The organism is Shewanella sp. ANA-3 (assembly GCF_000203935.1).
Taxonomy (GTDB): Bacteria; Pseudomonadota; Gammaproteobacteria; order Enterobacterales; family Shewanellaceae; genus Shewanella.
In genome coordinates, this window is the sequence record NC_008577.1 from 685,718 (window position 1) to 709,759 (window position 24,042).

The following is a 24,042-nucleotide window of genomic DNA, read 5'->3' on the forward strand; positions in this document are numbered from 1 at the left end:
TTCGTCCTATTAACTGCGGATTATGCCGACCTGATCGCGAGTTTGGCCATTTTTAAGATGGATTTCCATTTGCGGATAGGCGAGTTCTAAATTGTTTTCTTTAAGCTTACGGGTAATGCGTTTATGCAGGTCGTGGCGCAGCGGCCAACGGGCCGACATCTCTTTTGCATAGGCACGCACTTCGTAATCTTGGGTATGTTTACCAAAGCCCGCAAACCAGACTTCAGGCTCTGGATTAGGCAGCGCATCTTCGCATTCCTGCACCGCTTGATACAGCGTTGCTTCGACTTTGGCGGGATCAGAATCGCGGGCAACCGACACATGCACTATCACCCTCGTGATGGGGTCGGACAGTGACCAGTTAATCAATTGCTCGGTAATAAAGGCCTTGTTCGGAATGATAATTTCCTTTCTGTCCCAGTCGATAATGGTGGTGGCGCGGATCTGGATTTTACTCACGGTTCCCGTTAAGTCACGGATCGTCACTGTATCGCCAATACGCACTGGTTTTTCGAACAGAATAATCAGGCCCGAGATAAAGTTGGCAAAAATCTCCTGCAAACCAAAACCTAGACCCAGTGACAAGGCGGCAATCAACCATTGTAGTTTTGACCATTCCATCCCGAGATTCGAAAAGCCAATCAGCAGGCCTAAAAACACCACTAAATAACGGCTTACCGTAGTGATGGCAAAGCCGGTGCCGGGTGTTAAATCGAGCCGTTGTAGAATCATCAGCTCGAGCAGACCGGGTAAATTGGTCGCAATCATCAGTGAGAAACCAACGATGACTAAGCCCAATAACAGCGATTTCATGGTGATAGGCAGCTGCTGCTCGACACCATTAACGCTGGTATTTGTCGTCCAGAGGGTGATGCCATCTAAGAAGGAAAATAGCGCCGTATGGGTTTGCGTCCACAGGCCAATCAAGCTGGCTAAAAACGCCAATAGCAATAGGGAGCGCACTAAGCCGAGGGACTGGCTCGAAATAGTTTCAAGATCGACGACAGGTTCTTCGTAGGTATCTAGGCCATCGCTAGAAACATGGTGAGTCTCACCCTTTTCCCGCTGCGCTAACCGTTCGGCCCGCTTGGCCTTGGCGCGATCGAAGGCAATGCGGCGGCGCTCGATGAGCATCCAACGTTTAATTAATTGATAAAGCAGCAGGAAACTTAATCCCAATACGATGGACAGTTGTAACTGCAACAGCATTTGGAAGGCGGTGAAGTAGTAACCCCTAAAGGCCAGTACGGCACTCAGCAGTGGGACTGAAATCAGCAATGCCCAGAGCATTTTTTGAATAAGGCGTTTGTTTTTGCCGTCTTTCTGGGTGTCGCTATTCTGGCGGCTTAGCACCAAGATATCCTTGTATAACAAGAATAACACCACGCAAAAACAGATAAATGCACCGCGGCCAATGCTATTGCGGATAAGGGATGCGTCGAGGACTTCGGTAAAGCCCATAATGCCGAGCAGCGGGCTGGCGACAAACACAAAGTGTTTGAGCCTGAGTTGACCTGCTTGGATGAGTTTTGAGGGGCGTTTGAAGTGACCGACTAAGACCCCCTTGTCGAGGGCGAGGATAAAAATCAAGCGATACAATAGGTAAACTAATCCTATTGCTAAAATTCCCATGCCGACGGCCTGCACAAAGTTACGTTCAGATTGATAGAAAATCCACCCTGCCGCGACTATGGGTAGCGGTTTGATCAGGGCATAACCTAGGCTGAGGACTAAGGATTTAAAGGTGTAGATAAATTTATCCTGCGTCACATTACCCACGTAGGTGACATAGTGGGTGAGTAAGCGTTTGAACTTAGGCCGGATTAAATCTTGGATCACTAAGCAGAGCACTAGCAGAATGATCCACCATGACCAATAGTCATTCTGCTCCTGCCAGGCTTTACCCAATTGTCCCCACTGCGCTTCTTGCACTAACCACAGGGCGCTGCGCTGCAAGTCGGTGAGCCAGAGTTTGTTTATGCTCGCGGCGTTGGGCACCCAAAACAGGTGCTCGTTGAGGGTGTTTTTTAAGGTCAGATGCTGCTGACTTAGTTGCTGATAATTGACTTTGAGTTTGCCTAGTTCACTCAAATATTGGTCATAACTCTGCATCAACTGTGTCAGCAGCGCCTGTTGTGAGCGTAGCAGTTTAATCTGTCCCTCGTTGTAGAGGTTGGTCTGCTCTAACTCTTGCTCGTTAAGTGCCTGTTGTTGCTCGAGGTGGTACCTATCGAGGCGAGCATCGGCGATCAGCGTTTGCAGCTTCTCATGGTTTGGCGGCTTAGGCAGAGATTGCAGCATCTGCAAAAAACGCTCGCCAAAGGCGGAGTTCATTTTGACCCAAGTGATTTGCTCTTGGATATTCGCCAGCTGTTTGGCCTGGGATTGATATTGCAGCTCGGCCTGCTCTTGCTGCTCAACCACGTTGTTGATTTGCAAGGTTAAGGTTTGGAGTTTTTGGCCGTAGATCTGGTTAGTGTCGGCAATGTTACGGGTCACTGGATCCACGACCTTGGCGGTATCGACTAAATTCTTCGCCAAGGTTGCATCGGTTTGTTGCTGACGCTGTTTATTCATCGCCTTATTGATGGTTTCAATAAAGGCTTCTTGCTGGCTTAATTGTTGGCGAACCAACTGTAACTGTAGCTGGGTGAGTTCGATGCGCTTTTGGCTACTGGCAAGTTCGGCCTCATTGGTGGCGAGGCTTTGCTCGAAGAAAACCCGTTGCGTTTGCTGTAACTCGCCAGCTGGCGTGTCCAGCGGGGCTAATTCGGTTTTCTTATTTTGCAGCACATTCTGTCTAGCGTTGGCGATGACGGAGGGCAGCAGATTGTGGCGTTGTAACAGTTCGCTGACTTGATTACCTAAAGCGGTTTCGCTCTCTTTTAATTCCGACAGTCGTAAATAAGCCATCGAGGCTTGCTGGTTGAGATCCGTGGCTTTATCCAGCTTTAAGGGCTTAGCGGCCTCTTTTAAGCCGTGGTCGATGACCTTTTTGTTTTCTTCAAAATCGAGCTGCGCCTGCTGAAAACTGTTCGCATTCGCTGCCAGTCTGTCGATGTTGTTTTTAAGCTCAACAATTTGATCGTCAATGCTAATATTTTGTTGCTGATTTTGGTTGTTTAGGCCAAGGCGCTTGTCCAATTGCAGTGGCGAATTGGCATGGAGAGAAAAAGACAAAAAAGCAATAACGAACAATAAAATACGTGGCATATAAGCAAAAGCAATTAGGGGCGGAAGACGCACTCATCTTAGCCAACTTAGGCCAAGATTGGTATGTTTCAAGCGTTCTTTTTTCGCCGTTGTGACTGGTGCGATTGATGGGTTTCGAAGATGGCGGTGGCGACTATGATGGTTCCGCCTATCAGAGTATTGAGATTCAACGCTTCGCCTAAGATCACTAATGCCAACATGGCTCCGTAGAAGGGTTGTAGGCAGGAGACTAAGCCCACAGTTTTAGCGCTTAATTGGCGTAATGCCGAGGTGAAGAGTGCATGGGGCGCGGCGGTAAACACCACTCCGAGCAGTATTATCAAGCCCCAAGTCTCGAGGGAGATAGTCTGTAACTCGGTTTGATGCCAAGGCATAAGAAACACTGCCGCCACTAAGGTCTGATAAAACATGGCGTGGGGGCCGCTATATTGGGAAAAATAGCGTTTTTGCAGCAGGTTACGGGCGGTAAATAGCATCGCCGAGACAATCCCGACCGCAATCCCTAGGGTTGTATCGTTGCCAAGATTAGCTTCGGGGATCAATAGCACCACGCCTATCAGCACTAAAACACCGCTGATAATATCCATCAGCTTGATTTTATTGCCTGTTAATAACGGCTCGGCAATGACAGTCATCACCGGATAGGTGAAGAAGGCAATCATGCCGATGGCGACCGATGAGAGTTGCATCGCGGCAAAGTAGGTGACCCAGTGTAAGCTGACTATCACACCTAAGCCGATAGCAACCAGATAATCCTGTTTGCTAGCAAGGCTTATGTATTTACCACGGAATTTGATGAGTAATGCCAACACCAAGGCTGCAACCACACATCGTAAGAAGGTGATATCGAGTGCGCTTAAGGGGATTAACTTTGAAAACAAAGCTGTGCCGCCAAACATCAGCACAGCTAAGTGTAATTCGATTAATCCCGAAGGTTTAGCAGTCTGGCTCAATTGGGTCGCCGTAATTAGTCGGCTGACGCCTGATTTTTCAGATTTGCAAAGGCTTGACCCATACGCGTTACGGCTTCGGGTTCAACGCCTTCGGCGAAGGTGTCGATAGCATCTTTAGCAAACAGCATGACGACGGTACTGCCAAGCTTGAAGCGGCCCATTTCTTCGCCTTTATCTAAAGTAATGGCGTCTGGTCCTACCGTTGGGTATTCCCACGTGAAGACTTGCTTGCCCGTTGGCGGCGTAATAGTGCCTGCCCAAACGGTTTCGATGCTAGCCACAATGGTCGCACCCACTAATACCATGGCTAGCGGGCCAAGTTCGGTTTCAAAAATCGCCACGACACGTTCGTTGCGAGCAAACAGGCCTGGTACATGGCGAGCCGTTAAGGGGTTAACGGAAAACAGTTCGCCCGGTACATAGGTCATCTTTGACAGTGTGCCCTTTATCGGCATATGGATGCGGTGATAATCCTTGGGAGCGAGATAAATGGTCGCAAAATCCCCACCTTCGAAGCGTTTAGCATCTTCGGCTTGGTCGCCCAGTAGGGTGAGTGAAGAATAGTGATGGCCTTTAGCTTGGAAAATACGACCATCCTTGATGGGGCCGAGTTGGCTAACGGCACCATCAACCGGGTGCACCATGATGTTGGTCGCAGTATTAATTGGGCGAATACCGGGCTTAAGTGCGCGGGTAAAAAAGTCGTTGAAGCTTTTATAGGCTTCGGGTTCGCTCTGAGCCGCTTCGCTCATATCGATTTTATATTGTTTGATAAACCATTTAATCGCGGCAGTCGTTAATGCGCCAGCTTCGGAAGCGGCAAGTTTACCGACTAAGCGAGATAACAGGTGCTTTGGCAGCATGTACTGCAGCGCAATTTTAACTTTATCCAATTTATGTTCCTTTCCTTTATGTTGCTCAACTTAGGTTGAGACTTGTTTTACGTTAATTTTATGCAAAACGATGGCGTTCGTTATTCATCGCTTTGGGCACGAAAATGCCGTGCATGGCGCTGCTCATCTAGGCTTGCGATAATTCGATGGTAGTTATTAAAGCGATCTTCGCTAATTTTACCCGCATCGACAGCGGCTTTTAAGGCACAGCCCGGATCATCGCCATGCTTACAATCGCGGAATTTGCAGCCACCTAAAAAGTCTCTAAATTCGATAAAACACCAACCGACACGTTGGGCGGGTAAGTGCCAGAGGGCAAATTCGCGCACGCCGGGGGAATCAATTAAATCACCACCGCTGGGTAAATGCAGCAATTTAGCCGTGGTGGTCGTGTGTTGACCCAGCCCTGAGTTGTCGGAGACATCGCCCACCAGTAATTCGGCTTCGGGCAGTAAGGCATTGACCAGTGAAGATTTACCCACACCGGACTGGCCAGCAAATACGCTCACTTTATCTTTCAGCAGGGCTTTAATGGTATCTAAGCCTTCGCCTAATTTACTGCTGACCTTATACACGGGATAACCGATAGCTTCGTAGCGCTTTAAGGCGGCTTCGATGGCGGGGGCTTCTTCTGGCGTTAGCAGATCGATTTTATTCAAAATGATGATCGGCGGAATATCCGTGTCTTCGGCTGCGACTAAGTAGCGGTCGATAATCTGGGTGGTAAAGCTAGGCAATACCGAAGACACAATCAAAATTTGGTCGATATTCGAGGCGATAATTTTCACGCCATCGTATAAGTCGGGGCGCGAGAGGGAAGAGCGTCTTGGGTGTACCGCCTCAACAATGCCGGCAATACCACTGTTGGCTTGGGTTTCAATGGCGAGGCGTACAATCACTTTATCGCCGGTGACTAAGCTCTTAATGGTGCGGCGAATATTGCAGCGCACGATTTGGCCATCTTCGGTTTCAATATCGGCATGTTGGCCAAAGCGGGAGATCACGGTTCCGCTCTGTTCTGGGCCGAGTGAGCTATCCTGTAACTCAGGCGCATTTTTATCACCATTGTCACGATTGAGGCGTTTCTCGTGATTGGCGCGCATACGGCGTAATTGGCCTTGGCTTAGGGGTTTCTTTTTACTCACTGATTTGTCTTCGTCAATTAGATGATTTTTTGTGTCTGAAAAAAGCAGTATGATACACGCTCTTGAATAAAAAAGCCTGAATTTAGGCTAACTGACATGATAAGGCTGAATTATGGCGGCGGACGCGAATAATCTCATTTGGATCGATCTCGAAATGACAGGGTTAGAACCCGATGTCGATAGAGTCATTGAAATTGCTACCTTAGTAACAGACCAAGAACTCAATATTATCGGTCAGGGGCCTGTGATTGCTATTCATCAATCGGATGATGTGCTGGCGGCCATGGATGATTGGAACCAAAAACACCACGGTGAATCGGGTCTGATTGATAGAGTGCGTGCTAGCCAAATGAATGAAGCACAAGCGGTTGCACAAACCATCGCATTTTTAGAGCAATATGTGCCTAAGGGCGCCTCGCCTATGTGTGGTAACAGCGTGGGCCAGGACCGTCGTTTCTTAAATCGTTATATGCGCGAACTGGAGGACTACTTCCATTATCGCAATCTCGACGTTAGCACGGTAAAAGAGTTAGTGAAGCGTTGGAGCCCTGAAACCATGGCGGGTTTCAAAAAGCAAAATACCCACCAAGCGCTGCAAGATATCCAAGAGTCGATCGCGGAATTACAGTATTACCGCAGCAAAGTATTTAAAATTTGACCGATCAGCAGATAAATCTGCAAGAAGGGGTTGCAGCCGCATAAATTTTTCATATAATGCGGCCTCAACTTTTTGATGCGGACACGAAGCGCTGCTCATATAAGTGATTTAGTGATTGCGACATTAGCTCAGTTGGTAGAGCGATACCTTGCCAAGGTATAGGTCATCGGTTCGAACCCGATATGTCGCTCCAAATTTCAGACGGTTACAGTCTTAAAATGTAAATGCGACATTAGCTCAGTTGGTAGAGCGATACCTTGCCAAGGTATAGGTCATCGGTTCGAACCCGATATGTCGCTCCAAATAAAAATTTAGTGATTCACCAAGTCATTAAATACAGAATTATGCGACATTAGCTCAGTTGATAAAGGTTGATAGACGATACCTTTGTGAATGTTGAAAGCGGATGTAACAGCGATAATTATGCGACATTAGCTCAGTTGGTAGAGCGATACCTTGCCAAGGTATAGGTCATCGGTTCGAACCCGATATGTCGCTCCAAATAAAAATTTAGTGATTCACCAAGTCATTAAATACAAAATTATGCGACATTAGCTCAGTTGGTAGAGCGATACCTTGCCAAGGTATAGGTCATCGGTTCGAACCCGATATGTCGCTCCAATTTTCTGAATCTCCCCATAATCAAGTTCTCAATTAGCATTAGCTCAGTTGTGGTTTTAATATTGCGATACCTTTCTTTTTCAAGGTATAGGTCATCGGTTCGAACCCGATATGTTGCTCCAATTTTTCTCGTAAGTCTCCCCATAAAATCTTCTCCATTTCAAACTGATATATCACAACTTACGTAGCGCTATTTTGCTCTTCTGTCTGCTTCGCATGTCTGTTCCGTTCTTGGTTGTTCCAAGCGCTTTTTTAGCACTTTCATCGCTGTAATCTATTAATCTTAGTTTGCACGGTTATTTTTAATGCTAATGCGGTTAAGTATGGGCACACTTTGCCTGCTCTGCGGCTGTTGTCGCTGATGTTTTCTATTTTGTAAAAAATAAAACAGCAAGGTTAATGCGTGATCTGCGCCTTGTTTCTTCAAGATTTCCTAAATTAGATGGCGTTGCGAAAGTTAAATTATGACCTTGTTCAAATATTCGCAACGCTTTTACTTACATAATGAATCCAGACAAAGTTAATAGCGCCAAGTAGTTGGCTTAACACTGGAGTGCATTATATGCGTATTCAACAATTGCGTGATTTACTTGAGTATGTGGCGAACTGCCGCTTAGATATGGCGCAACTCTATGGCCGACTGAACAATCAGGCCGATTCTGCCCGCGTGAAGATGATGCTGGAATATTTTGAGTCTCATCAAAAACATGTGGCTGAAAAATTGCGCGATTATATGGATGAGGCGCCGGTTAGAGTATTAGATACTTGGTATAAAGACTTTGTATTTGAAGATTTTACCAAGCGCTGCCAAGACACTATGTTGCCCGCCAATATGACTGAAGATGATGTTCTGAATCTGCACCTCGATTTAGAAAATCGACTAATTGGCTTATTGGAAAAAACCGTTAACTCAACGACTGCCGAAGATGCCCGCACCGCACTTGAGGGTCTGATTCGGGTAGAGAAAACTCAGCAGCAACGTCTAGTGCATAGCACTATTCGGATGGATGATATCTAATCCGATGCCGAATGACCTTTCAAAGCCAGCGCAATGCTGGCTTTGTTGTCTTTACCGGATGAGTCTTTTTCACTTTGGACGCTTTTTGCATGGCAACTGATTTACGTCATAATTTTTTGGGGCGGTTTTTGCTACTTTCTTGATCTCATTGGTTGATTTGACCTAGTAATGCTTGGTTCTCACCAATAACAGGGTGTGTTAGGTGAGCAGTCCTTTTGATTATTTGTCGCGCAGGAGATTCTCTATGGCACAAGATTTATCGAGTTTACCCACAGCGCTTTATACGCAGCAGCAGGTGAGAGCCGCCGAACTGCTCGCTGTTTCAGAAGGGGAAACCACTTTATATCAATTAGTTGAACGTGCTGGGCGGGCGGCATTTGAGTGTTTTACTCAACAGCGTGAACGGCATCCTCAGCTTGAAGGAATGCCTTTACTGGTATTAGCGGGTAGCGGCAATAATGGCGCCGATGCGCTTGTTTGCGCGCGCCTAGCCTTAGAAGCAGGACATCAGGTCAAGGTTTATTTGCTCAAGACACAAGGCACTGCAGAGTTCGAGCATGCACTTTCTGCCTATCTTAACCAGGGCGGTGTTATCGATTCCCCCAATATCGAAGCGATACAGCAGGCGCCAGTCATTATCGATGGGCTACTGGGCACGGGAGTGAAGGGCGCCGTGCGTGAGGATATTGCTGCACTGATCCATGCCGTCAATCAGAGTGAGGCTTGGGTGCTGAGTTTAGATCTGCCTTCGGGGATCGTTGCCGATACTGGCGTTGCCCTTTACGTCGCCGTGATGGCGGATGTCACTCTGTGCTTTGGAGGGTTAAAGCAGGGGCTTTTGACCAGTAAGGCGAGACACCACTGTGGCCATTTGACCTTTGCCGATCTGGGATTAACGCCTTTTTTCGATGCTGAGAATGCAACGCGAGTCGGCGGTGAAATGTTAAAAAGCCATTTTGCCGCAAGAGCACGGGACAGCCACAAGGGGCAATCGGGTAAGGTAACGCTGATCGGTGGTGACTTTGGTATGGCGGGAGCCATTCGCCTCGCTAGTGAAGCCTGTTTACGTGCGGGCGCCGGATTGGTGACTGTGATCAGTAGGCCTGAACATCAATTAACAGTGAATGTCTCGCGCCCCGAATTGATGTTTTGGGGCTGTGAACTGGTTGATATGGAAGTCTATCTGCGCCTAGGTTGGGCACAGGTGGTGGTACTTGGCCCCGGTTTAGGAAAACACGATTGGGGTTATAACTTGTTTAAAGCCGCGGGCTTAAGCGATAAACCCTGTGTGCTCGATGCCGATGCTCTAAATCTATTGAGTCAAGAACCGCGCAGGCAAACTAACTGGGTACTCACGCCCCATCCTGGGGAAGCTGCACGGCTCTTAGGATGCAGTGTCGCCGATATTGAGCAGGATAGATTCGCTGCCGTGCGTGCCCTGCAGCAAAAATATGGTGGCGTGGTGCTGCTAAAAGGTGCGGGTACTGTCATTTTTGATGGAAAACAGATGGTCGTGGCACCTGTTGGAAATCCGGGGCTTGCGAGTGGTGGGTGCGGCGATGTGTTATCTGGTATTATAGGCGCACTTATGGCTCAAGGAATGGATAACATGCAGGCGACCGTTGTTGGGGTTGTCGTTCATGGCTGCGCGGCGGATCTGGCTGCAGTGCAGGGTGAGCGGGGCATGTTAGCCAGCGATTTGATGCCTTTTATTCGCCAATTAGTAAATAGTGATTTACTCTAGGCGCTGTAAAACTTAAGCGCAGGACATTCCCGCGCTTAAGTTGCCTCCTCCATCCATAACAGCAGTGATAAAAGCGGAAATGACAGAGTTAACCTTTCAATTAAATAACGAAGACGAGACTATTGCGGTTGGGCAAAAATTGGCCCGCCATATTCAAGCGCCTTTGACTCTGTATTTGACGGGGGATTTAGGGGCGGGTAAAACCACTCTGAGCCGCGGGTTAATCCAAGGATTGGGGCATAAAGGAGCGGTAAAGAGCCCGACCTACACTTTAGTTGAACCTTATGAGCTAGACGGTGTCGAAGTTTATCATTTTGATTTGTATCGTTTAAACGATCCAGAAGAACTCGAGTTCATGGGGATCCGTGATTACTTTACCGATAGCAGCCTGTGCATTGTGGAATGGCCCGACAAAGGTCATGGACTCTTGCCCGATGCCGATATTCACCTGCATTTAAATTATGTTAACCAAGGACGTGAAATCCAAATTCGAGCCTTAACAGAATCAGGTAAAAAGCTATTAGCCGCAATAAAATAAAAACAAAGATGACTAAAAATAAGCATTACTTTCAGACTATTACTCTTTTTCTGTGCGCTTTTTTTGCTGTAGCAGCTCATGCTGCTAACCAGCTTGAGGGCGTGCGTATTTGGGCTGCCCCCGAGTCGACCCGTGTGGTGTTCGATTTGAGTGAAGCGCCAAACTACACTTATTTTTCCCTCGATGGGCCCAATCGTTTAGTGGTCGACCTTAAAAAGGCGTCGACAAAACTGAGCCTGAAAAATATCGATAACAACAGTAAATTGGTTAAAGGGGTTCGCGTCAGCAAATCACCCACTAAAGGTGATTTACGTTTGGTGATCGATCTTGTTAAGCCATTAAATGCTAACTTGTTTTCCCTTCCCGAGACGGCGCCCTATGGTAATCGTTTGGTGGTGGATCTTGAGGATAAAACCTTAACGACGGCAACAGCTGTGGTGAGTTCGACTCCCGTTAAAACGGTTACTCAATCGGCGCAATCCTCCCGTGATATTGTGGTAGCGATTGATGCGGGCCATGGTGGTGACGATCCTGGTTCTATTGGCCCTTCAGGTGTTTACGAGAAAAAAGTGGCACTGGAGATAGCAAAAAGAGTGGCCAGTAAGATCAACGACACGCCGGGTATGCGGGCAGTGATGATCCGTACCGGCGATTACTTTGTGAATTTGAACAAGCGCTCCGAGCTCGCCCGTAACAGTAAGGCCGATTTACTGATTTCTATCCACGCCGATGCTTTTACCTCGCCTCAGCCAAAAGGAGCGTCTGTGTGGGTATTGTCGATGCGCCGCGCGAACAGTGAAATTGGTCGTTGGTTAGAGCAAAAAGAGAAACACTCAGAACTCTTAGGTGGTGCAGGGGAAATTATTCAAAATACCGATAATGAACAGTATCTTGCAATGACTCTGCTCGACATGTCCATGAACAGTTCGATGGCTATTGGTCACTCAGTTGCTGGGGATATTCTCAAGGATCTCGGTTCAGTGACTGAGCTGCATAAGAGTCGCCCTGAGTCTGCGAGCCTTGCGGTATTAAAATCCCCCGATATTCCCTCTATTCTGGTGGAGACAGGATTTATTTCGAATCCGAAGGAAGAAAGGTTACTTAATAGCAGTCGCCATCAGGAAAGTATCGCAACCGCTATCTATAAGGGCGTTAGCCGTTATTTCCACAATAACCCGCCGGCAGATACCTTGCTCGCGAAGCGTAATAGCGGCGGCACAACGGCCAGCTCGAGCGCGAAATCCTCCTCGGGAAATATCAAGCACAAGGTGAGCCGCGGCGAGTCACTTTCGGCGATTGCTCAGCGTTATCAAGTGCCTATGGCTAGCATTAAGCGCGCCAATGGCATGAAGACGGATGTGGTACAACTCGGGCAAACACTCGTTATTCCTGAGAGTTAATAGGATGAAGTCTATGGGGATCCAGATCCTTCCGCCGCAACTAGCCAACCAAATCGCCGCTGGTGAAGTGGTCGAACGGCCCGCTTCCGTGGTGAAGGAACTTGTCGAGAACAGCCTAGATGCTGGGGCGACGCGTATCGATATCGAAATCGATAAGGGCGGCAGCAAGCTGATTAAGATCCGCGACAATGGTTCGGGGATCCCAAAGGATGAGCTGGCCTTGGCTTTGTCGCGCCATGCTACCTCGAAATTGCACTCTCTTGACGACCTTGAAGCGATTCTTAGTTTTGGTTTTCGTGGTGAGGCATTGGCGAGTATCAGTTCTGTATCCCGCTTAACCTTGACCTCGCGCACGGCCGAGCAAACGGAAGCTTGGCAGGCTTATGCCGAAGGTGCCGATATGGCGGTTAAGGTGATGCCAGCCGCGCATCCTGTTGGTTCAACTATTGAAGTTGTCGATCTGTTTTTTAATACGCCCGCCCGCAGACGTTTTCTAAAAAGCGATAAAACCGAATTTACCCATATCGATGAATGGTTAAAACGCATTGCATTAGTGCGTGGGGATATTCACTTTACCTTGACTCACAATGGTAAAATCGTGCGCAACTGTCGTCCGGCGATGAACGAGCCGCAGTATTTACAGCGATTGACTCAGGTTGCTGGGCGCCAGTTTGCCGATGAGGCGTTGCGGGTCGAATGCCAACACGATGACCTGCGTTTAAGTGGTTATTTACAGTCGCCTTGGTCAACGGTGTTAACCGACACCCATTACTTTTATGTGAATGGCCGCTTAGTGCGCGACCGTTTAGTCAATCATGCGGTGCGCCAAGCATTTGCCCAAAAAGCCGAGGTCGAACAGCCGGGTTATGTGTTGATGCTGGATATCGATCCCCATCAGGTAGATGTGAACGTGCATCCGGCGAAACACGAAGTGCGCTTTCATCAGAGCCGTTATGTGCATGATTATATTCTGCAGGCACTGCAATCGGCACTCGAAGAAGCGGGTGAGCTGGGTTTTGAGCGTCCTTTCGAGCCGAGCTCGCCACAGATTAGGGATGAAGCCTCTCTCTCTGAAACTGGGGCGCAGACACAAACTGAGCATCATGCCTTCGAGCTGCAATCGCCTGAATCTAAAACTCATTCAACTTGGAATGAAGCTTCACGTGTTGATACTTCCCGTGCCGAGACGTCACGGGAAAGCCGAATCGATTCGCCGCTAGGTGAGCGTACTCGGGATATTGCTAGCGCGCGTCCTTACGCTGGCGTGCAGAGCAATGCCTACGGCAGTATGGCCGTTCCGCGGGAGTCACGCAGTGGTTCGGCAGGGGAAAGTCGAGCACGAGCCGAGCTTCCTTCTAAGGTGGCTATCGCCAGTTACGGCGAATTATTGCAAACGCCATCCTACAGCGTGCAGGACAAGCCGTATCAACCCGTGCTTGCAATGCCCGCCATACTCAATGGTCAATACTGGGTGTTGGCTCAAGGGCAAAACTTGAGTCTATTGCCGATTCAATCTGTGGCGTTAGCGACCCGTAGCCATGAGGTTGAAACAAAGCTGGCAACGGGTTTGATAGGTCAGCCATTACTGATGCCAGTGTCGATTGCCGCCGATACGGATTGGCCTGCATTACTTGAAGAACATGAGACACTTATCCGGCAATTAGGATTAGAACTAACAATTCGCTATCAGCAGTTGATAATTAAAAAAGTGCCCCCATATCTCAGGGATAGCCAGTTAGCGAAGGTGATCCCCGAGTGGTTGCAATCGCTACGTTTTGAAGCGCCAGCACCTAATGCATTGGCTGTGTGGCTGGCAGAGCAGAGTTTGACTGGATTTACCTCGGCCGCGGATATTTGGGCGGCCTATTGTCAGTTAACTGAAGAGAAAAGACAGCAAATTGCCGATAAAGCAGTATCCTTACCTTGGCAATCGTGGCTAGAAGAGCAAGCAAGTGAATAAAGAATTACAGCCAAAAGTGGTTTTTTTGATGGGACCAACGGCGTCCGGAAAAACCGCTTTAGCACTCGAATTAGCCGAAAAGCATAATTGCGAGATTATCTCGGTTGATTCAGCATTGATCTATCGCGGGATGGACATCGGCAGTGCTAAACCCTCTGCCGAGGAATTAGCGCGAGGTCCACATCGACTGATCGACATCCGCGATCCGGCAGAGAGCTACTCCGCCGCCGATTTTAGAGCCGATGCGCTGCGCGAGATTGAACAGATTATTAGCATGGGAAAGACCCCCGTATTAGTGGGCGGGACCATGATGTACTTTAAGGCGCTTTTAGAAGGATTATCGCCGCTACCGAGTGCCGATGAGGCGATTCGGGCCGAGATCCAAGCCGAAGCGGACGCAAACGGATGGGAAGCACTGCACGAGCAATTAAGGGAGATAGATCCCGTATCGGCAGAAAGAATTCATCCTAATGATCCACAAAGGCTTTCAAGAGCGATAGAAGTATATAGAATAAGCGGTAAGAGTCTGACCGAGTTAACTCAAACCAAGTCGGCTCCTTTACCCTACGATGTGGTGCAATTTGCCATTGCGCCCCGTGAGCGCAAAGTGCTGCATGAGTTAATCGGGCAGCGTTTTCGGATAATGTTAGAGCAAGGTTTTATTGATGAAGTCGCCCAGCTGAAAGCGAGAGGTGACCTACATTTAGATTTGCCCTCAATGCGTTGCGTGGGATATCGACAATGTTGGCAGTATCTCGATGGTGAATTTGACTATGATACTATGGTCGAAAAAGCCGTTGCCGCTACTAGGCAATTAGCCAAGCGTCAATTAACATGGTTGCGTAGTTGGCCAGAGTTGAATTGGCTTGAAAGTGGTGCTGAGGGGAATTTAGTTACACTTATGCGTCAATGCCGCTAGCTTATTAGCCCTTGCTGTATAATACTAAAACTAAACAAAAAACTTCACTGATAACGATTTATTTTTATATAAATTAAAAAGGAAATAATAAAATGGCTAAGGGGCAATCTTTACAAGACCCATTTTTGAACGCACTACGCCGCGAGCGCGTTCCTGTATCAATTTACTTGGTAAACGGCATTAAACTCCAAGGACAGGTAGAGTCGTTTGATCAGTTTGTCATTCTGTTGAAAAACACAGTGAGCCAAATGGTTTACAAACACGCTATTTCTACCGTAGTACCTGCTCGTCCATTTAACGTTGCTGGCCATCAAAATGCCCAGGGCGGTTATGGCGCGCAAGATGATATGCCAAGTGGCGAATAAGTTTTAATTGAGGAGTTTGCTTCTTGTTTGATCGTTATGAGGCGGGAGAAACAGCGGTTCTTGTCCATATCGACTTTTCCGATGAGGAACGCCGGGAAGACTTAGTCGAGTTACAGCTATTAGTCGAGTCAGCTGGAGCACGCTCAGTCGGGGTCATTACTGGAAGTCGACGCTCACCAGACCGTAAGTTTTTTATTGGTTCTGGTAAAGCCGAGGAGTTAGCTGCATTAGTGGCTGCGACCGAGGCGAATGTGGTTATTTTCAATCACGCCTTGAGTCCTGCTCAAGAGCGAAACCTTGAACAGGTGTGTCAGTGCCGTGTATTGGACCGAACCACGCTGATCTTGGATATTTTCGCTCAACGTGCTCGGACCCATGAAGGTAAGTTACAGGTGGAGCTAGCGCAATTGCGCCACATGTCGACGCGTCTTGTGCGTGGTTGGACTCACCTTGAGCGCCAAAAAGGTGGTATCGGTTTACGCGGTCCGGGTGAAACCCAGCTAGAAACCGATAGACGTTTGCTCAGGGGCCGTATTAAAAATATCAATAAACGCTTAGAGCGTGTTGATAAACAACGTGAGCAGAGTCGCCGCGCCCGTAAGCGTAGTGACATGCCAACAGTCTCATTAGTGGGTTATACCAACGCGGGCAAGTCAACGCTGTTTAATGCCTTAACCTCATCTGATGTTTATGCAGCCGACCAGCTATTTGCCACACTCGATCCCACATTGAGAAAGTTAGATCTGCCCGACGGTGCCGTGATTTTAGCGGACACTGTAGGTTTTATTCGCCATTTACCACACGATCTGGTTGCCGCGTTCAAGGCAACACTGCAGGAAACGCGTCAAGCGGATTTATTGCTGCATATCGTTGATTGTGCTGATGAAAACATGGCGGATAACTTCGAGCAGGTGCAAAACGTGCTCGAAGATATCGATGCAGCCGAAGTGATGCAGTTGGTCGTTTGTAATAAAATCGACCTGCTTGAGGATGTCACGCCGCGCATCGAATACGATGAACACGGTAAGCCCGTGCGCGTCTGGCTTTCGGCACAAAAACGTTTGGGATTTGATCTGCTCCTGAAGGCAATCACCGAGTTGATTGGTGAAGTCATTCATGAGTTTACACTTAAGATTCCGGCTACTGCTGGACATTATCTTGGCCAGTTTTATCGACTGGATGCGATACAGCAGAAAGAGTACGACGATCTGGGGAACTGTATTTTGTCTGTTCGTTTATCGGATGCCGATTGGCGCCGATTAGCTAAACAGAGTCAGGGTGAGTTAGAAACCTTTATCTTCGATCCGTCGACAGAAAAGGCTGTTTGTTAATAATCTAATTTATTTCATCCACTTATGGAGTGCTAAATGGCTTGGAACGAGCCCGGTAACAAGGGTAATGATCCTTGGGGAAATAAAGGTGGTAACGACAAAGGACCACCAGACCTTGATGAGGTTTTTCGTAATCTTTCAAAACGCTTTGGCGGCAAAGGCAATGGCTCATCAGGCCAGAGCTTTAGTTCGTTCAGCTTAATCATCATTCTTGCCATCGCTTTTGTTGTTTGGGGACTCTCGGGTTTTTACACCATTAAAGAAGCTGAGCGTGGTGTTGCGCTGCGTTTTGGTCAGCACATTGGTGAGGTGGGACCTGGTCTGCATTGGAAGGCTACGTTTATAGACCAGATTTATCCCGTTGATGTGCAATCTGTTCGCTCCATTCCTGCTTCTGGCAGCATGTTGACCTCAGATGAAAACGTCGTGAAGGTCGAGCTGGACGTACAGTATCGTATTCTTGATGCGTATTCTTATCTGTTCAGTGCCGTTGATGCGAATGCCAGCTTACGCGAAGCCACAGACAGTGCGCTGCGTTATGTTATCGGCCACAACAAGATGGACGATATTCTGACCACGGGTCGTGATGCGATTCGTCGCGATACTTGGAAAGAACTCGAGCGCATCATTGAGCCGTACAAATTAGGCTTAGCCATTGTTGACGTTAACTTTTTGCCTGCGCGTCCACCTGAAGAAGTGAAAGATGCTTTCGACGATGCGATTGCGGCACAAGAAGACGAACAACGCTTTATCCGTGAAGCCGAAGCTTATGCCCGTGAAGTTGAGCCTAAAGCGCGCGGTGAAGTTGAGCGTATGGCGCAACAAGCGAATGCCTATAAAGAGCGTGAAATTCTTGAAGCTCGCGGTAAAGTGGCTCGTTTCGAGTTACTGTTGCCTGAGTACCAAGCGGCACCTGAAGTGACCCGCAAGCGTTTGTATCTCGATGCAATGCAACAGGTGATGACAGATACCAACAAGGTACTGATCGACGCGAAGAACAATGGCAATTTAATGTATTTGCCTTTAGACAAGTTAATGAAAGAGAAGCCTGTGACTACGCCAGAGGTTGAGCATAAGGCTCAGCAGAACGTCAATTCTTCATCTATGTCAACGACTCGCATTGGTGAGCCTTTGAGTGGACGCCCTTCTCGCGAGGACCGTGCTCGCCAAGGGAGGGAGTAATCCATGGGTAGATTAAGTATTGTTCTGATTGCCATCGTATTAGGCATAGGTCTGTCATCTGTGATGGTGGTTAACGAAGGCGAACGTGCGATTGTGGCGCGTTTCGGTGAAATCGTTAAAGACAAGGTTGACGGCAAACCAGTGACCCGCGTTTTCGCCCCTGGCATACACTTTAAAGTGCCGGTGATCGATAAAGTGAAGTTACTCGATGCGCGTATCCAAACCTTAGATGGTGCAGCGGATCGTTTCGTCACCTCTGAGAAGAAAGATTTGATGGTCGACTCCTATGTGAAGTGGCGTATTTTCGACTTCGAAAAATACTACCTCTCCACTAACGGTGGTATTAAGTCGAATGCCGAGACCTTACTACAACGTAAGATCAACAACGACTTACGTACCGAGTTTGGTCGCCGCACTATCAAAGAAATCGTTTCTGGTAAACGCGATGAGCTGCAAAATGATGCGTTAGAAAACGCCTCTGAAAGCGCTAAAGACTTAGGTATTGAAGTGGTTGATGTGCGTGTGAAGCAAATCAACCTACCTGCAAACGTGAGTAACAGTATTTACCAACGTATGCGTGCCGAGCGTCAAGCGGTTGCTAAAGAGCATAGAGCACAGGGTAAAGAGCAGTCTGAAATTATCCGTGCGACCATTGATGCCAACGTGACCGTGAAGATTGCCGAAGCCGAGCGTAAAGCCTTAACCATCCGCGGTGAAGGTGATGCGCAAGCCGCGAAAATTTATTCTGATGCTTACAGTAAAGATCCCGAGTTTTTCAGCTTCTTACGTAGCTTAGATGCTTACCGTGCGAGTTTCTCCGGTAACTCTGACGTCATGGTATTAGAACCTGATAGCGAGTTCTTCAAATATATGAAGAGCACTTCACCTAAGAAGTAAGCAATCAATAGTGTATTGAAATGGGTCCTGAAAACAGGGCCCATTTTTTTATCTGCAGGAAAATGTAAAGTGACAAAATGGGAGTTGGAGTTATATTAGCAATGCATGGATTATGCCGACCTCACAGTCCATTTGCTCAAAAAGTATATCAAAACGATTAAAATCGCTTAATAATTGTGCTTTTTTTGTCCATTTTTTAAAAAACACGCAATCTCCCTAACTTAGTTGAGTGTTTTCACTATGATCTGCTTCTAATTTTTAGCTATAATGAGCCCCGCTTCAAACTTCGATTTTTGCCCATGGTGATAACTAGGTGGCAGAAAGTCTTTGAAAAACAAAAATTCCAACACCCTCTGGGAGATAAGTGGATGAGCAATGCGCCAGTCGATACCGGACGTCGCAGATTCCTGACAGCCGCAACCGCCGTAGTAGGTGGTGCTGGTGCCGTCGCTGTAGCGGTTCCTTTCATCAAGTCATGGAATCCGAGTGCCAAGGCGAAAGCTGCAGGTGCGCCGGTAGAAGTAAATATCAGTAAAATTGAGCCAGGTCAGCTGATCCGTGTTGAATGGCGTGGTAAACCTGTATGGGTTGTCCGTCGCACAGAAGCAGTGATTAATGAACTGCCAACACACGACGATAAGCTAAGAGATCCAGCGTCTGCAGAAATGCAACAACCTGAATATGCAACAAATCCTCTGCGTTCTATTAAGCCAGAGTATTTTATTGCCGTCGGTATTTGTACCCACCTAGGATGTTCACCAACTTATTTACCAGATTCATTTGGTGAGCAAGTTCAAGGCGTGACTTCTGGTTTCTTCTGTCCATGTCATGGTTCTAAGTTCGATATGGCGGGCCGCGTATTCCAAGGCGTTCCAGCTCCATTGAACCTAGTTATCCCTCCACATCAATACGTTGATGATGGCACCGTTATCATCGGTGTAGATAAAGGAGTGGCGTAATGGTTAAGAATTTAATTAATTGGATCGATGCGCGTATCCCAATGACGGCGACTTATAACCGTCACGTGGGTCAGTATGCGACGCCAACTAACTTTAACTTCTGGTACTTCTTCGGTTCATTAGCCATGTTGGTATTGGTTAACCAATTACTGACGGGTATTTGGTTGACCATGAACTATGTACCAACAGCAGAAGGTGCGTTCGCCTCTGTTGAATACATCATGCGTGACGTAGAGTACGGCTGGTTATTGCGTTATATGCACTCAACGGGTGCGTCTGCATTCTTCGTGGTGATCTACTTACATATGTTCCGTGGTCTGATTTACGGTTCATATCAAAAACCTAGAGAACTGCTGTGGCTATTCGGTATGTTGATTTTCCTCGTGCTGATGGCTGAAGCCTTTATGGGTTACTTGCTACCATGGGGACAAATGTCTTACTGGGGCGCGCAGGTAATTATTTCTCTGTTCGGTGCTATCCCTGTTATCGGTGATGACTTAACCCTGTGGATCCGTGGTGACTACGTGATCTCTGGCGCGACACTGAACCGTTTCTTCGCTCTGCACGTTATCGCACTGCCATTAGTGTTAGTGGTTTTAGTGTTCTTACACTTAATCGCGCTGCACGAAGTGGGTTCAAACAACCCAGACGGTATCGAAATCAAGAAGAACAAAGACGAGAATGGCTGGCCAGTTGATGGTATTCCATTCCACCCATACTACACAGTTAAAGACATTATGGGTGTTGCGGGCTTCCTGATCGTGTTCTGTTACGTGCTGTTCTTCATCCCAGAAGGCGGCGGTTACTTCCTTGAGAAGCCAAACTTTGAAGCGGCTAACCCAATGAAGACCCCAGAGCACATTGCACCTGTGTGGTACTTCACTCCGTTCTACGCCATCTTACGTGCTGTTCCCGATAAATTGGGCGGTGTGGTAATGATGGGTCTGTCGATTGCAGTACTGTTCGTATTGCCTTGGTTAGACCGTTGTAAAGTGAAGTCAATTCGCTACCGCAGCACGCTGCACAAATTGAACATCGCTCAGTTCGCTGTATCGTTCATCGTCTTAGGTTACTTAGGCGCTGTACCTGCAACACCAGAGCTGACTATTGTTGCACGTATCTTCACTGTGACGTATTTCGGCTACTTCTTATTACTGTGGTTATACAGCAAAAATGAGAAAACTAAGCCTGTTCCAGCGAGGTTGACACACTAATGAAAAAATTACTGATTGCATTAGTTACATTGATCCCGACGCTGGCAATGGCCGCGAGTGGACACAATGTACATTTAGAAAAAGCCAATGTTGATCTGCATGATAAGGCTTCTTTAGAGCGTGGTCTGGACATGTTCCAACACTATTGCTCTGGTTGTCACAGCACTCAGTATCAACGCTATGAGCGTGTGGCGAACGATATCGGTATTTCAGCCGATGATATGCGTAGCAAGTACATGTTTACCGATGCCAAAATCGGTGAACTGATGCAAAACGCAATTCCACACAAAGATGCAGCTAAGTGGTTCGGTGCAACACCACCAGACTTAACCTTAGTCGCACGTGTTCGTGGCGAAGATTGGGTGTATTCATACCTCAAGGGCTTCTACAAAGACCCAAGCCGTCCATTCGGCGTAAACAACACTGTCTTCCCATCTGTGGGTATGCCACACGTTCTTGAAGAACTGCAAGGCACACCTGTTAAGCAAGAAGATGGCACTATTGTGGTCTCTGGTGGTAAGTTAAATGCAGAAGAGTATGACCAAGCAGTTCGTGATATCACTGGCTTCTTAGTCTATTCGGCTGAACCTGTTAAGTTAGAGCGTCAAGCTTTAGGTTGGTGGGTACTTGGATTCCTGTTTATCTTCTTTATTGTGGCCTACCTCTTGAAGAAAGAGTACTGGAAAGATGTACACTAGGCACCAATAACGGGTAAAATATAGTATCCGCATAGTGTAAACGGGGGGCTTTGCCCCTCGTTTACTTTTGTTTTATTTCGACTCTGGAGGGTATCAATGGCTGTTGCTGCCAACAAACGCTCTGTCATGACACTGTTTTCAGGTGCTGATGATCTGTATAGCCATCAAGTGCGTATCGTGTTAGCTGAGAAAGGGGTTACTGTTGATGTTTTACAGGTCGACCCAAACGAAATGCCTGAAGATTTACTTGAAGTAAATCCTTATAACTCAGTGCCAACCTTATTAGATCGTGAACTCGTTCTGTATGAATCACGTATCATCATGGAATACTTGGATGAACGTTTCCCTCATCCGCCGTTGATGCCTGTTTACCCAGTATCTCGCGGCCAAAGCCGTTTGATGATGCACCGCATCGATACTGACTGGTATTCACTCGTTGACCGTATTCGCAAAGGCGATCGCGCCGAAGCGGCCCGTAAAGAACTGACTGAAAGCTTACTTTCAATCGCGCCAGTATTTGGTGAAATGCCTTACTTTATGAGCGAAGAATTCGGTTTAGCGGATTGCTACCTCGGCCCATTATTATGGCGTTTACCTGTATTAGGTATCGAGTTAGACAGCCGCGTAGCGAAAGACATCAAAGCCTACATGACACGTATTTTCGAGCGTGAATCATTTAAAGCTTCGTTGACTGAAGCTGAACGCGAAATGCGCATGGGAATGTAATGAAAGCGTTGACTCCAAATCGTCCTTATTTACTCAGGGCTTACTACGATTGGTTGATGGACAACCAATTAACGCCTCACGTTGTCGTGGATGCCTTTGTGAAAGGCACCCAAGTACCACAGCAGTACGTGAAGGATGGCCAGATCGTATTAAATATCGCGGCCAGCGCGGTGGGCAATTTGCAAATTGGTAATGAATTTGTGGAGTTCAATGCGCGTTTCGGTGGTGTACCTCAACAGGTATTATTGCCAATGGCCTCGATTGTGGCCATTTACGCCCGTGAAAATGGTGCAGGGACTGTCTTCGATATTGAAGATGCGTACTTAGTCGAAGAAGAAGCCGAATCGACCTTGTCTGTTATCGAGACAAACGAGAAGCCAACCGAACCAACGGATGAGCCGCCTAAGCGTCGCAGTCATTTAACCTTAGTTAAATAGGTTACTTGCACCCTGTTCTATACTCTTGAAAGCCAGTCTATCGACTGGCTTTTTATTGGATAAAAGTTTAATCCGCGCAAAGGCCTGTGGTAGCATTTGCGCCGCATTTCAGCCGTGGAGTGCATCGACTTACCATTTGAGCCAATGGATTTTGTATGTTGCTAATGATCGACAATTACGACTCTTTCACCTTTAACTTAGTGCAGTATTTTCAGCAGTTAGGGCAAGAGATCGTGGTTAAACGCAATGATGAAATCAGCTTAGCGGAAATCGAGGCGCTGGCACCGAGCCATTTAGTCATCTCTCCTGGCCCCTGTTCGCCTAATGAGGCGGGGATTTCCCTCGCGGCGATTGAGCATTTTGCCGATCGTTTACCCATCCTGGGTGTGTGTTTAGGGCATCAAGCTATGGCGCAGGTGTTTGGCGCCAAGGTTGTGCGAGCGCAGCGTGTGATGCATGGCAAAGTCAGTACAATTGGCCATACTGGCGAGCGCCTGTTTAAAGGCTTAAATCAGCCATTAACTGTCACCCGCTACCATTCACTGCTGGTCGATGCTATCCCTGAGGGATTTGTGCTGGACGCTTGGTTTGACGACCCAACCCATGGTCGCGAAATCATGGCCATGAGCCATAAGCAGCTGCCACTCTTTGGCGTGCAATTTCACCCCGAATCAATTTTGACCGAGCAAGGCCATGAATTGTTGGCAAATTTCTTGTCGCAATCGGCTTAGATTAAATCCAAAAGATCTATTCAGCTCTAGGGCGTGTTGACGTTTCAGGGGTGTTTTTGCAGCAATTTGGTGGGCGTTTATGCAAGGCAAAGTCCGTGTAGTGTAGTTATTCTACATAAACGGACGATAACGCGGCAGAAACGTCCGCCAAATGCTGCCCGAAGGGGTCGTCTGGCAAGCCCTTGAGCTTACTTCCGGTCATAAGAGGAGCTCGTCATTTGAGTAGAATAACTACACTTCATTCCTCGTTTCGCGAGCATGAGCTTGCCAGAACGAACAAAATTCAACCTCGAAACGTCAACACGCCCTAAGCTTTGTTACAAGATTTCTCCTCCTTTTAAGCAAATATGTCGTCCAAGTGTGATATAACTGCCGCAAAACGACGCTTGCCCACTCGCGTTGGAGGCTACTCCATAGTGTTGCTAGGGCTGCGATAACAA

General features: G+C 47.6%; 21 protein-coding genes and 4 tRNA genes. 21 read left to right on the forward strand and 4 right to left on the reverse strand.

What is annotated here, in order from left to right; genetic code table 11:
* Positions 1 to 9: 9 nt before the first annotated feature.
* From SHEWANA3_RS03075 to rsgA, 4 genes are all read right to left on the reverse strand, one after another.
* The gene (locus SHEWANA3_RS03075) at positions 10 to 3,213 is read right to left on the reverse strand and encodes a mechanosensitive ion channel domain-containing protein (protein ID WP_011715780.1); all 3,204 of its coding nucleotides are present in this window, start codon (positions 3,211 to 3,213) and stop codon (positions 10 to 12) included.
* Positions 3,214 to 3,281: 68 nt separating this feature from the next.
* Complete coding sequence (locus SHEWANA3_RS03080; protein WP_011715781.1) at positions 3,282 to 4,166, reverse strand: DMT family transporter; 885 nt, start codon at positions 4,164 to 4,166, stop codon at positions 3,282 to 3,284.
* Positions 4,167 to 4,180: 14 nt separating this feature from the next.
* Positions 4,181 to 5,059 carry an archaetidylserine decarboxylase gene (gene asd, locus SHEWANA3_RS03085; protein ID WP_011715782.1) on the reverse strand — a complete coding sequence of 293 codons (879 nt, stop codon included), beginning with the start codon at positions 5,057 to 5,059 and terminating at the stop codon, positions 4,181 to 4,183.
* Positions 5,060 to 5,139: 80 nt separating this feature from the next.
* Positions 5,140 to 6,204, reverse strand: a complete 1,065-nt coding sequence (gene rsgA, locus SHEWANA3_RS03090) for a small ribosomal subunit biogenesis GTPase RsgA (protein WP_011715783.1) — start codon at positions 6,202 to 6,204, stop codon at positions 5,140 to 5,142.
* 112 nt (positions 6,205 to 6,316) lie between these two features.
* On the opposite strand from rsgA, the gene orn reads away from it, so the two are divergent.
* The 21 genes from orn to SHEWANA3_RS03200 all read left to right on the forward strand — a co-directional run bounded on the left by orn (position 6,317) and on the right by SHEWANA3_RS03200 (position 23,602).
* Positions 6,317 to 6,862 carry an oligoribonuclease gene (gene orn / locus SHEWANA3_RS03095; protein ID WP_011715784.1) on the forward strand — a complete coding sequence of 182 codons (546 nt, stop codon included), beginning with the start codon at positions 6,317 to 6,319 and terminating at the stop codon, positions 6,860 to 6,862.
* A 117-nt stretch (positions 6,863 to 6,979) separates the two neighbouring features.
* Positions 6,980 to 7,055: transfer RNA gene (locus SHEWANA3_RS03100), tRNA-Gly, on the forward strand.
* A gap of 33 nt (positions 7,056 to 7,088) precedes the next feature.
* A tRNA-Gly gene (locus tag SHEWANA3_RS03105) sits at positions 7,089 to 7,164 on the forward strand.
* A 123-nt stretch (positions 7,165 to 7,287) separates the two neighbouring features.
* Positions 7,288 to 7,363, forward strand: a tRNA-Gly gene (locus SHEWANA3_RS03110).
* Between the two features lie 44 nt (positions 7,364 to 7,407).
* Positions 7,408 to 7,483, forward strand: a tRNA-Gly gene (locus SHEWANA3_RS03115).
* Positions 7,484 to 8,045: 562 nt separating this feature from the next.
* Positions 8,046 to 8,501, forward strand: coding sequence for a hypothetical protein (locus SHEWANA3_RS03125; RefSeq protein WP_011621393.1), 456 nt, complete (start codon positions 8,046 to 8,048; stop codon positions 8,499 to 8,501).
* Between the two features lie 244 nt (positions 8,502 to 8,745).
* Positions 8,746 to 10,245: a bifunctional ADP-dependent NAD(P)H-hydrate dehydratase/NAD(P)H-hydrate epimerase gene (locus SHEWANA3_RS03130; RefSeq protein WP_011715785.1), complete on the forward strand. Its 1,500-nt coding sequence runs from the start codon at positions 8,746 to 8,748 to the stop codon at positions 10,243 to 10,245.
* Between the two features lie 79 nt (positions 10,246 to 10,324).
* Positions 10,325 to 10,783: a tRNA (adenosine(37)-N6)-threonylcarbamoyltransferase complex ATPase subunit type 1 TsaE gene (gene tsaE, locus SHEWANA3_RS03135; RefSeq protein ID WP_011621395.1), complete on the forward strand. Its 459-nt coding sequence runs from the start codon at positions 10,325 to 10,327 to the stop codon at positions 10,781 to 10,783.
* Between the two features lie 8 nt (positions 10,784 to 10,791).
* A complete protein-coding gene (locus SHEWANA3_RS03140; RefSeq protein ID WP_011715786.1) occupies positions 10,792 to 12,183 on the forward strand; it encodes an N-acetylmuramoyl-L-alanine amidase in 1,392 nt (463 codons plus the stop codon).
* A gap of 13 nt (positions 12,184 to 12,196) precedes the next feature.
* A complete protein-coding gene (gene mutL, locus SHEWANA3_RS03145; RefSeq protein WP_011715787.1) occupies positions 12,197 to 14,143 on the forward strand; it encodes a DNA mismatch repair endonuclease MutL in 1,947 nt (648 codons plus the stop codon).
* Positions 14,136 to 15,062: a tRNA (adenosine(37)-N6)-dimethylallyltransferase MiaA gene (gene miaA, locus SHEWANA3_RS03150; RefSeq protein WP_041412536.1), complete on the forward strand. Its 927-nt coding sequence runs from the start codon at positions 14,136 to 14,138 to the stop codon at positions 15,060 to 15,062. The genes mutL and miaA overlap by 8 nt, the downstream gene beginning before the upstream one ends.
* Positions 15,063 to 15,154: 92 nt before the next feature.
* On the forward strand, positions 15,155 to 15,427 hold the full coding sequence (gene hfq, locus SHEWANA3_RS03155; RefSeq protein WP_011070934.1) for an RNA chaperone Hfq: 273 nt from the start codon (positions 15,155 to 15,157) through the stop codon (positions 15,425 to 15,427).
* Between the two features lie 23 nt (positions 15,428 to 15,450).
* Positions 15,451 to 16,758, forward strand: coding sequence for a ribosome rescue GTPase HflX (gene hflX / locus SHEWANA3_RS03160; RefSeq protein WP_011715789.1), 1,308 nt, complete (start codon positions 15,451 to 15,453; stop codon positions 16,756 to 16,758).
* 36 nt (positions 16,759 to 16,794) lie between these two features.
* A complete protein-coding gene (gene hflK / locus SHEWANA3_RS03165) occupies positions 16,795 to 17,940 on the forward strand; it encodes an FtsH protease activity modulator HflK (protein WP_011715790.1) in 1,146 nt (381 codons plus the stop codon).
* Positions 17,941 to 17,943: 3 nt separating this feature from the next.
* Positions 17,944 to 18,837, forward strand: coding sequence for a protease modulator HflC (gene hflC / locus SHEWANA3_RS03170; protein ID WP_011715791.1), 894 nt, complete (start codon positions 17,944 to 17,946; stop codon positions 18,835 to 18,837).
* Positions 18,838 to 19,205: 368 nt separating this feature from the next.
* Complete coding sequence (gene petA / locus SHEWANA3_RS03175) at positions 19,206 to 19,796, forward strand: ubiquinol-cytochrome c reductase iron-sulfur subunit (protein WP_011715792.1); 591 nt, start codon at positions 19,206 to 19,208, stop codon at positions 19,794 to 19,796.
* The gene (locus tag SHEWANA3_RS03180; RefSeq protein ID WP_011715793.1) at positions 19,796 to 21,010 is read left to right on the forward strand and encodes a cytochrome bc complex cytochrome b subunit; all 1,215 of its coding nucleotides are present in this window, start codon (positions 19,796 to 19,798) and stop codon (positions 21,008 to 21,010) included. Before petA ends, SHEWANA3_RS03180 begins: the two co-directional genes overlap by 1 nt.
* Entirely contained in the window at positions 21,010 to 21,708 is a 699-nt protein-coding gene (locus SHEWANA3_RS03185; RefSeq protein WP_011715794.1) for a cytochrome c1, read from the forward strand. The genes SHEWANA3_RS03180 and SHEWANA3_RS03185 overlap by 1 nt, the downstream gene beginning before the upstream one ends.
* Positions 21,709 to 21,804: 96 nt before the next feature.
* Entirely contained in the window at positions 21,805 to 22,434 is a 630-nt protein-coding gene (sspA, locus tag SHEWANA3_RS03190) for a stringent starvation protein SspA (RefSeq protein ID WP_011715795.1), read from the forward strand.
* Entirely contained in the window at positions 22,434 to 22,871 is a 438-nt protein-coding gene (locus SHEWANA3_RS03195) for a ClpXP protease specificity-enhancing factor (RefSeq protein ID WP_011715796.1), read from the forward strand. The genes sspA and SHEWANA3_RS03195 overlap by 1 nt, the downstream gene beginning before the upstream one ends.
* 155 nt (positions 22,872 to 23,026) lie before the next feature.
* Positions 23,027 to 23,602 (forward strand): aminodeoxychorismate/anthranilate synthase component II, encoded by a 576-nt coding sequence (locus SHEWANA3_RS03200; protein WP_011715797.1) that lies wholly within the window; start codon positions 23,027 to 23,029, stop codon positions 23,600 to 23,602.
* Positions 23,603 to 24,042: the final 440 nt, after the last annotated feature.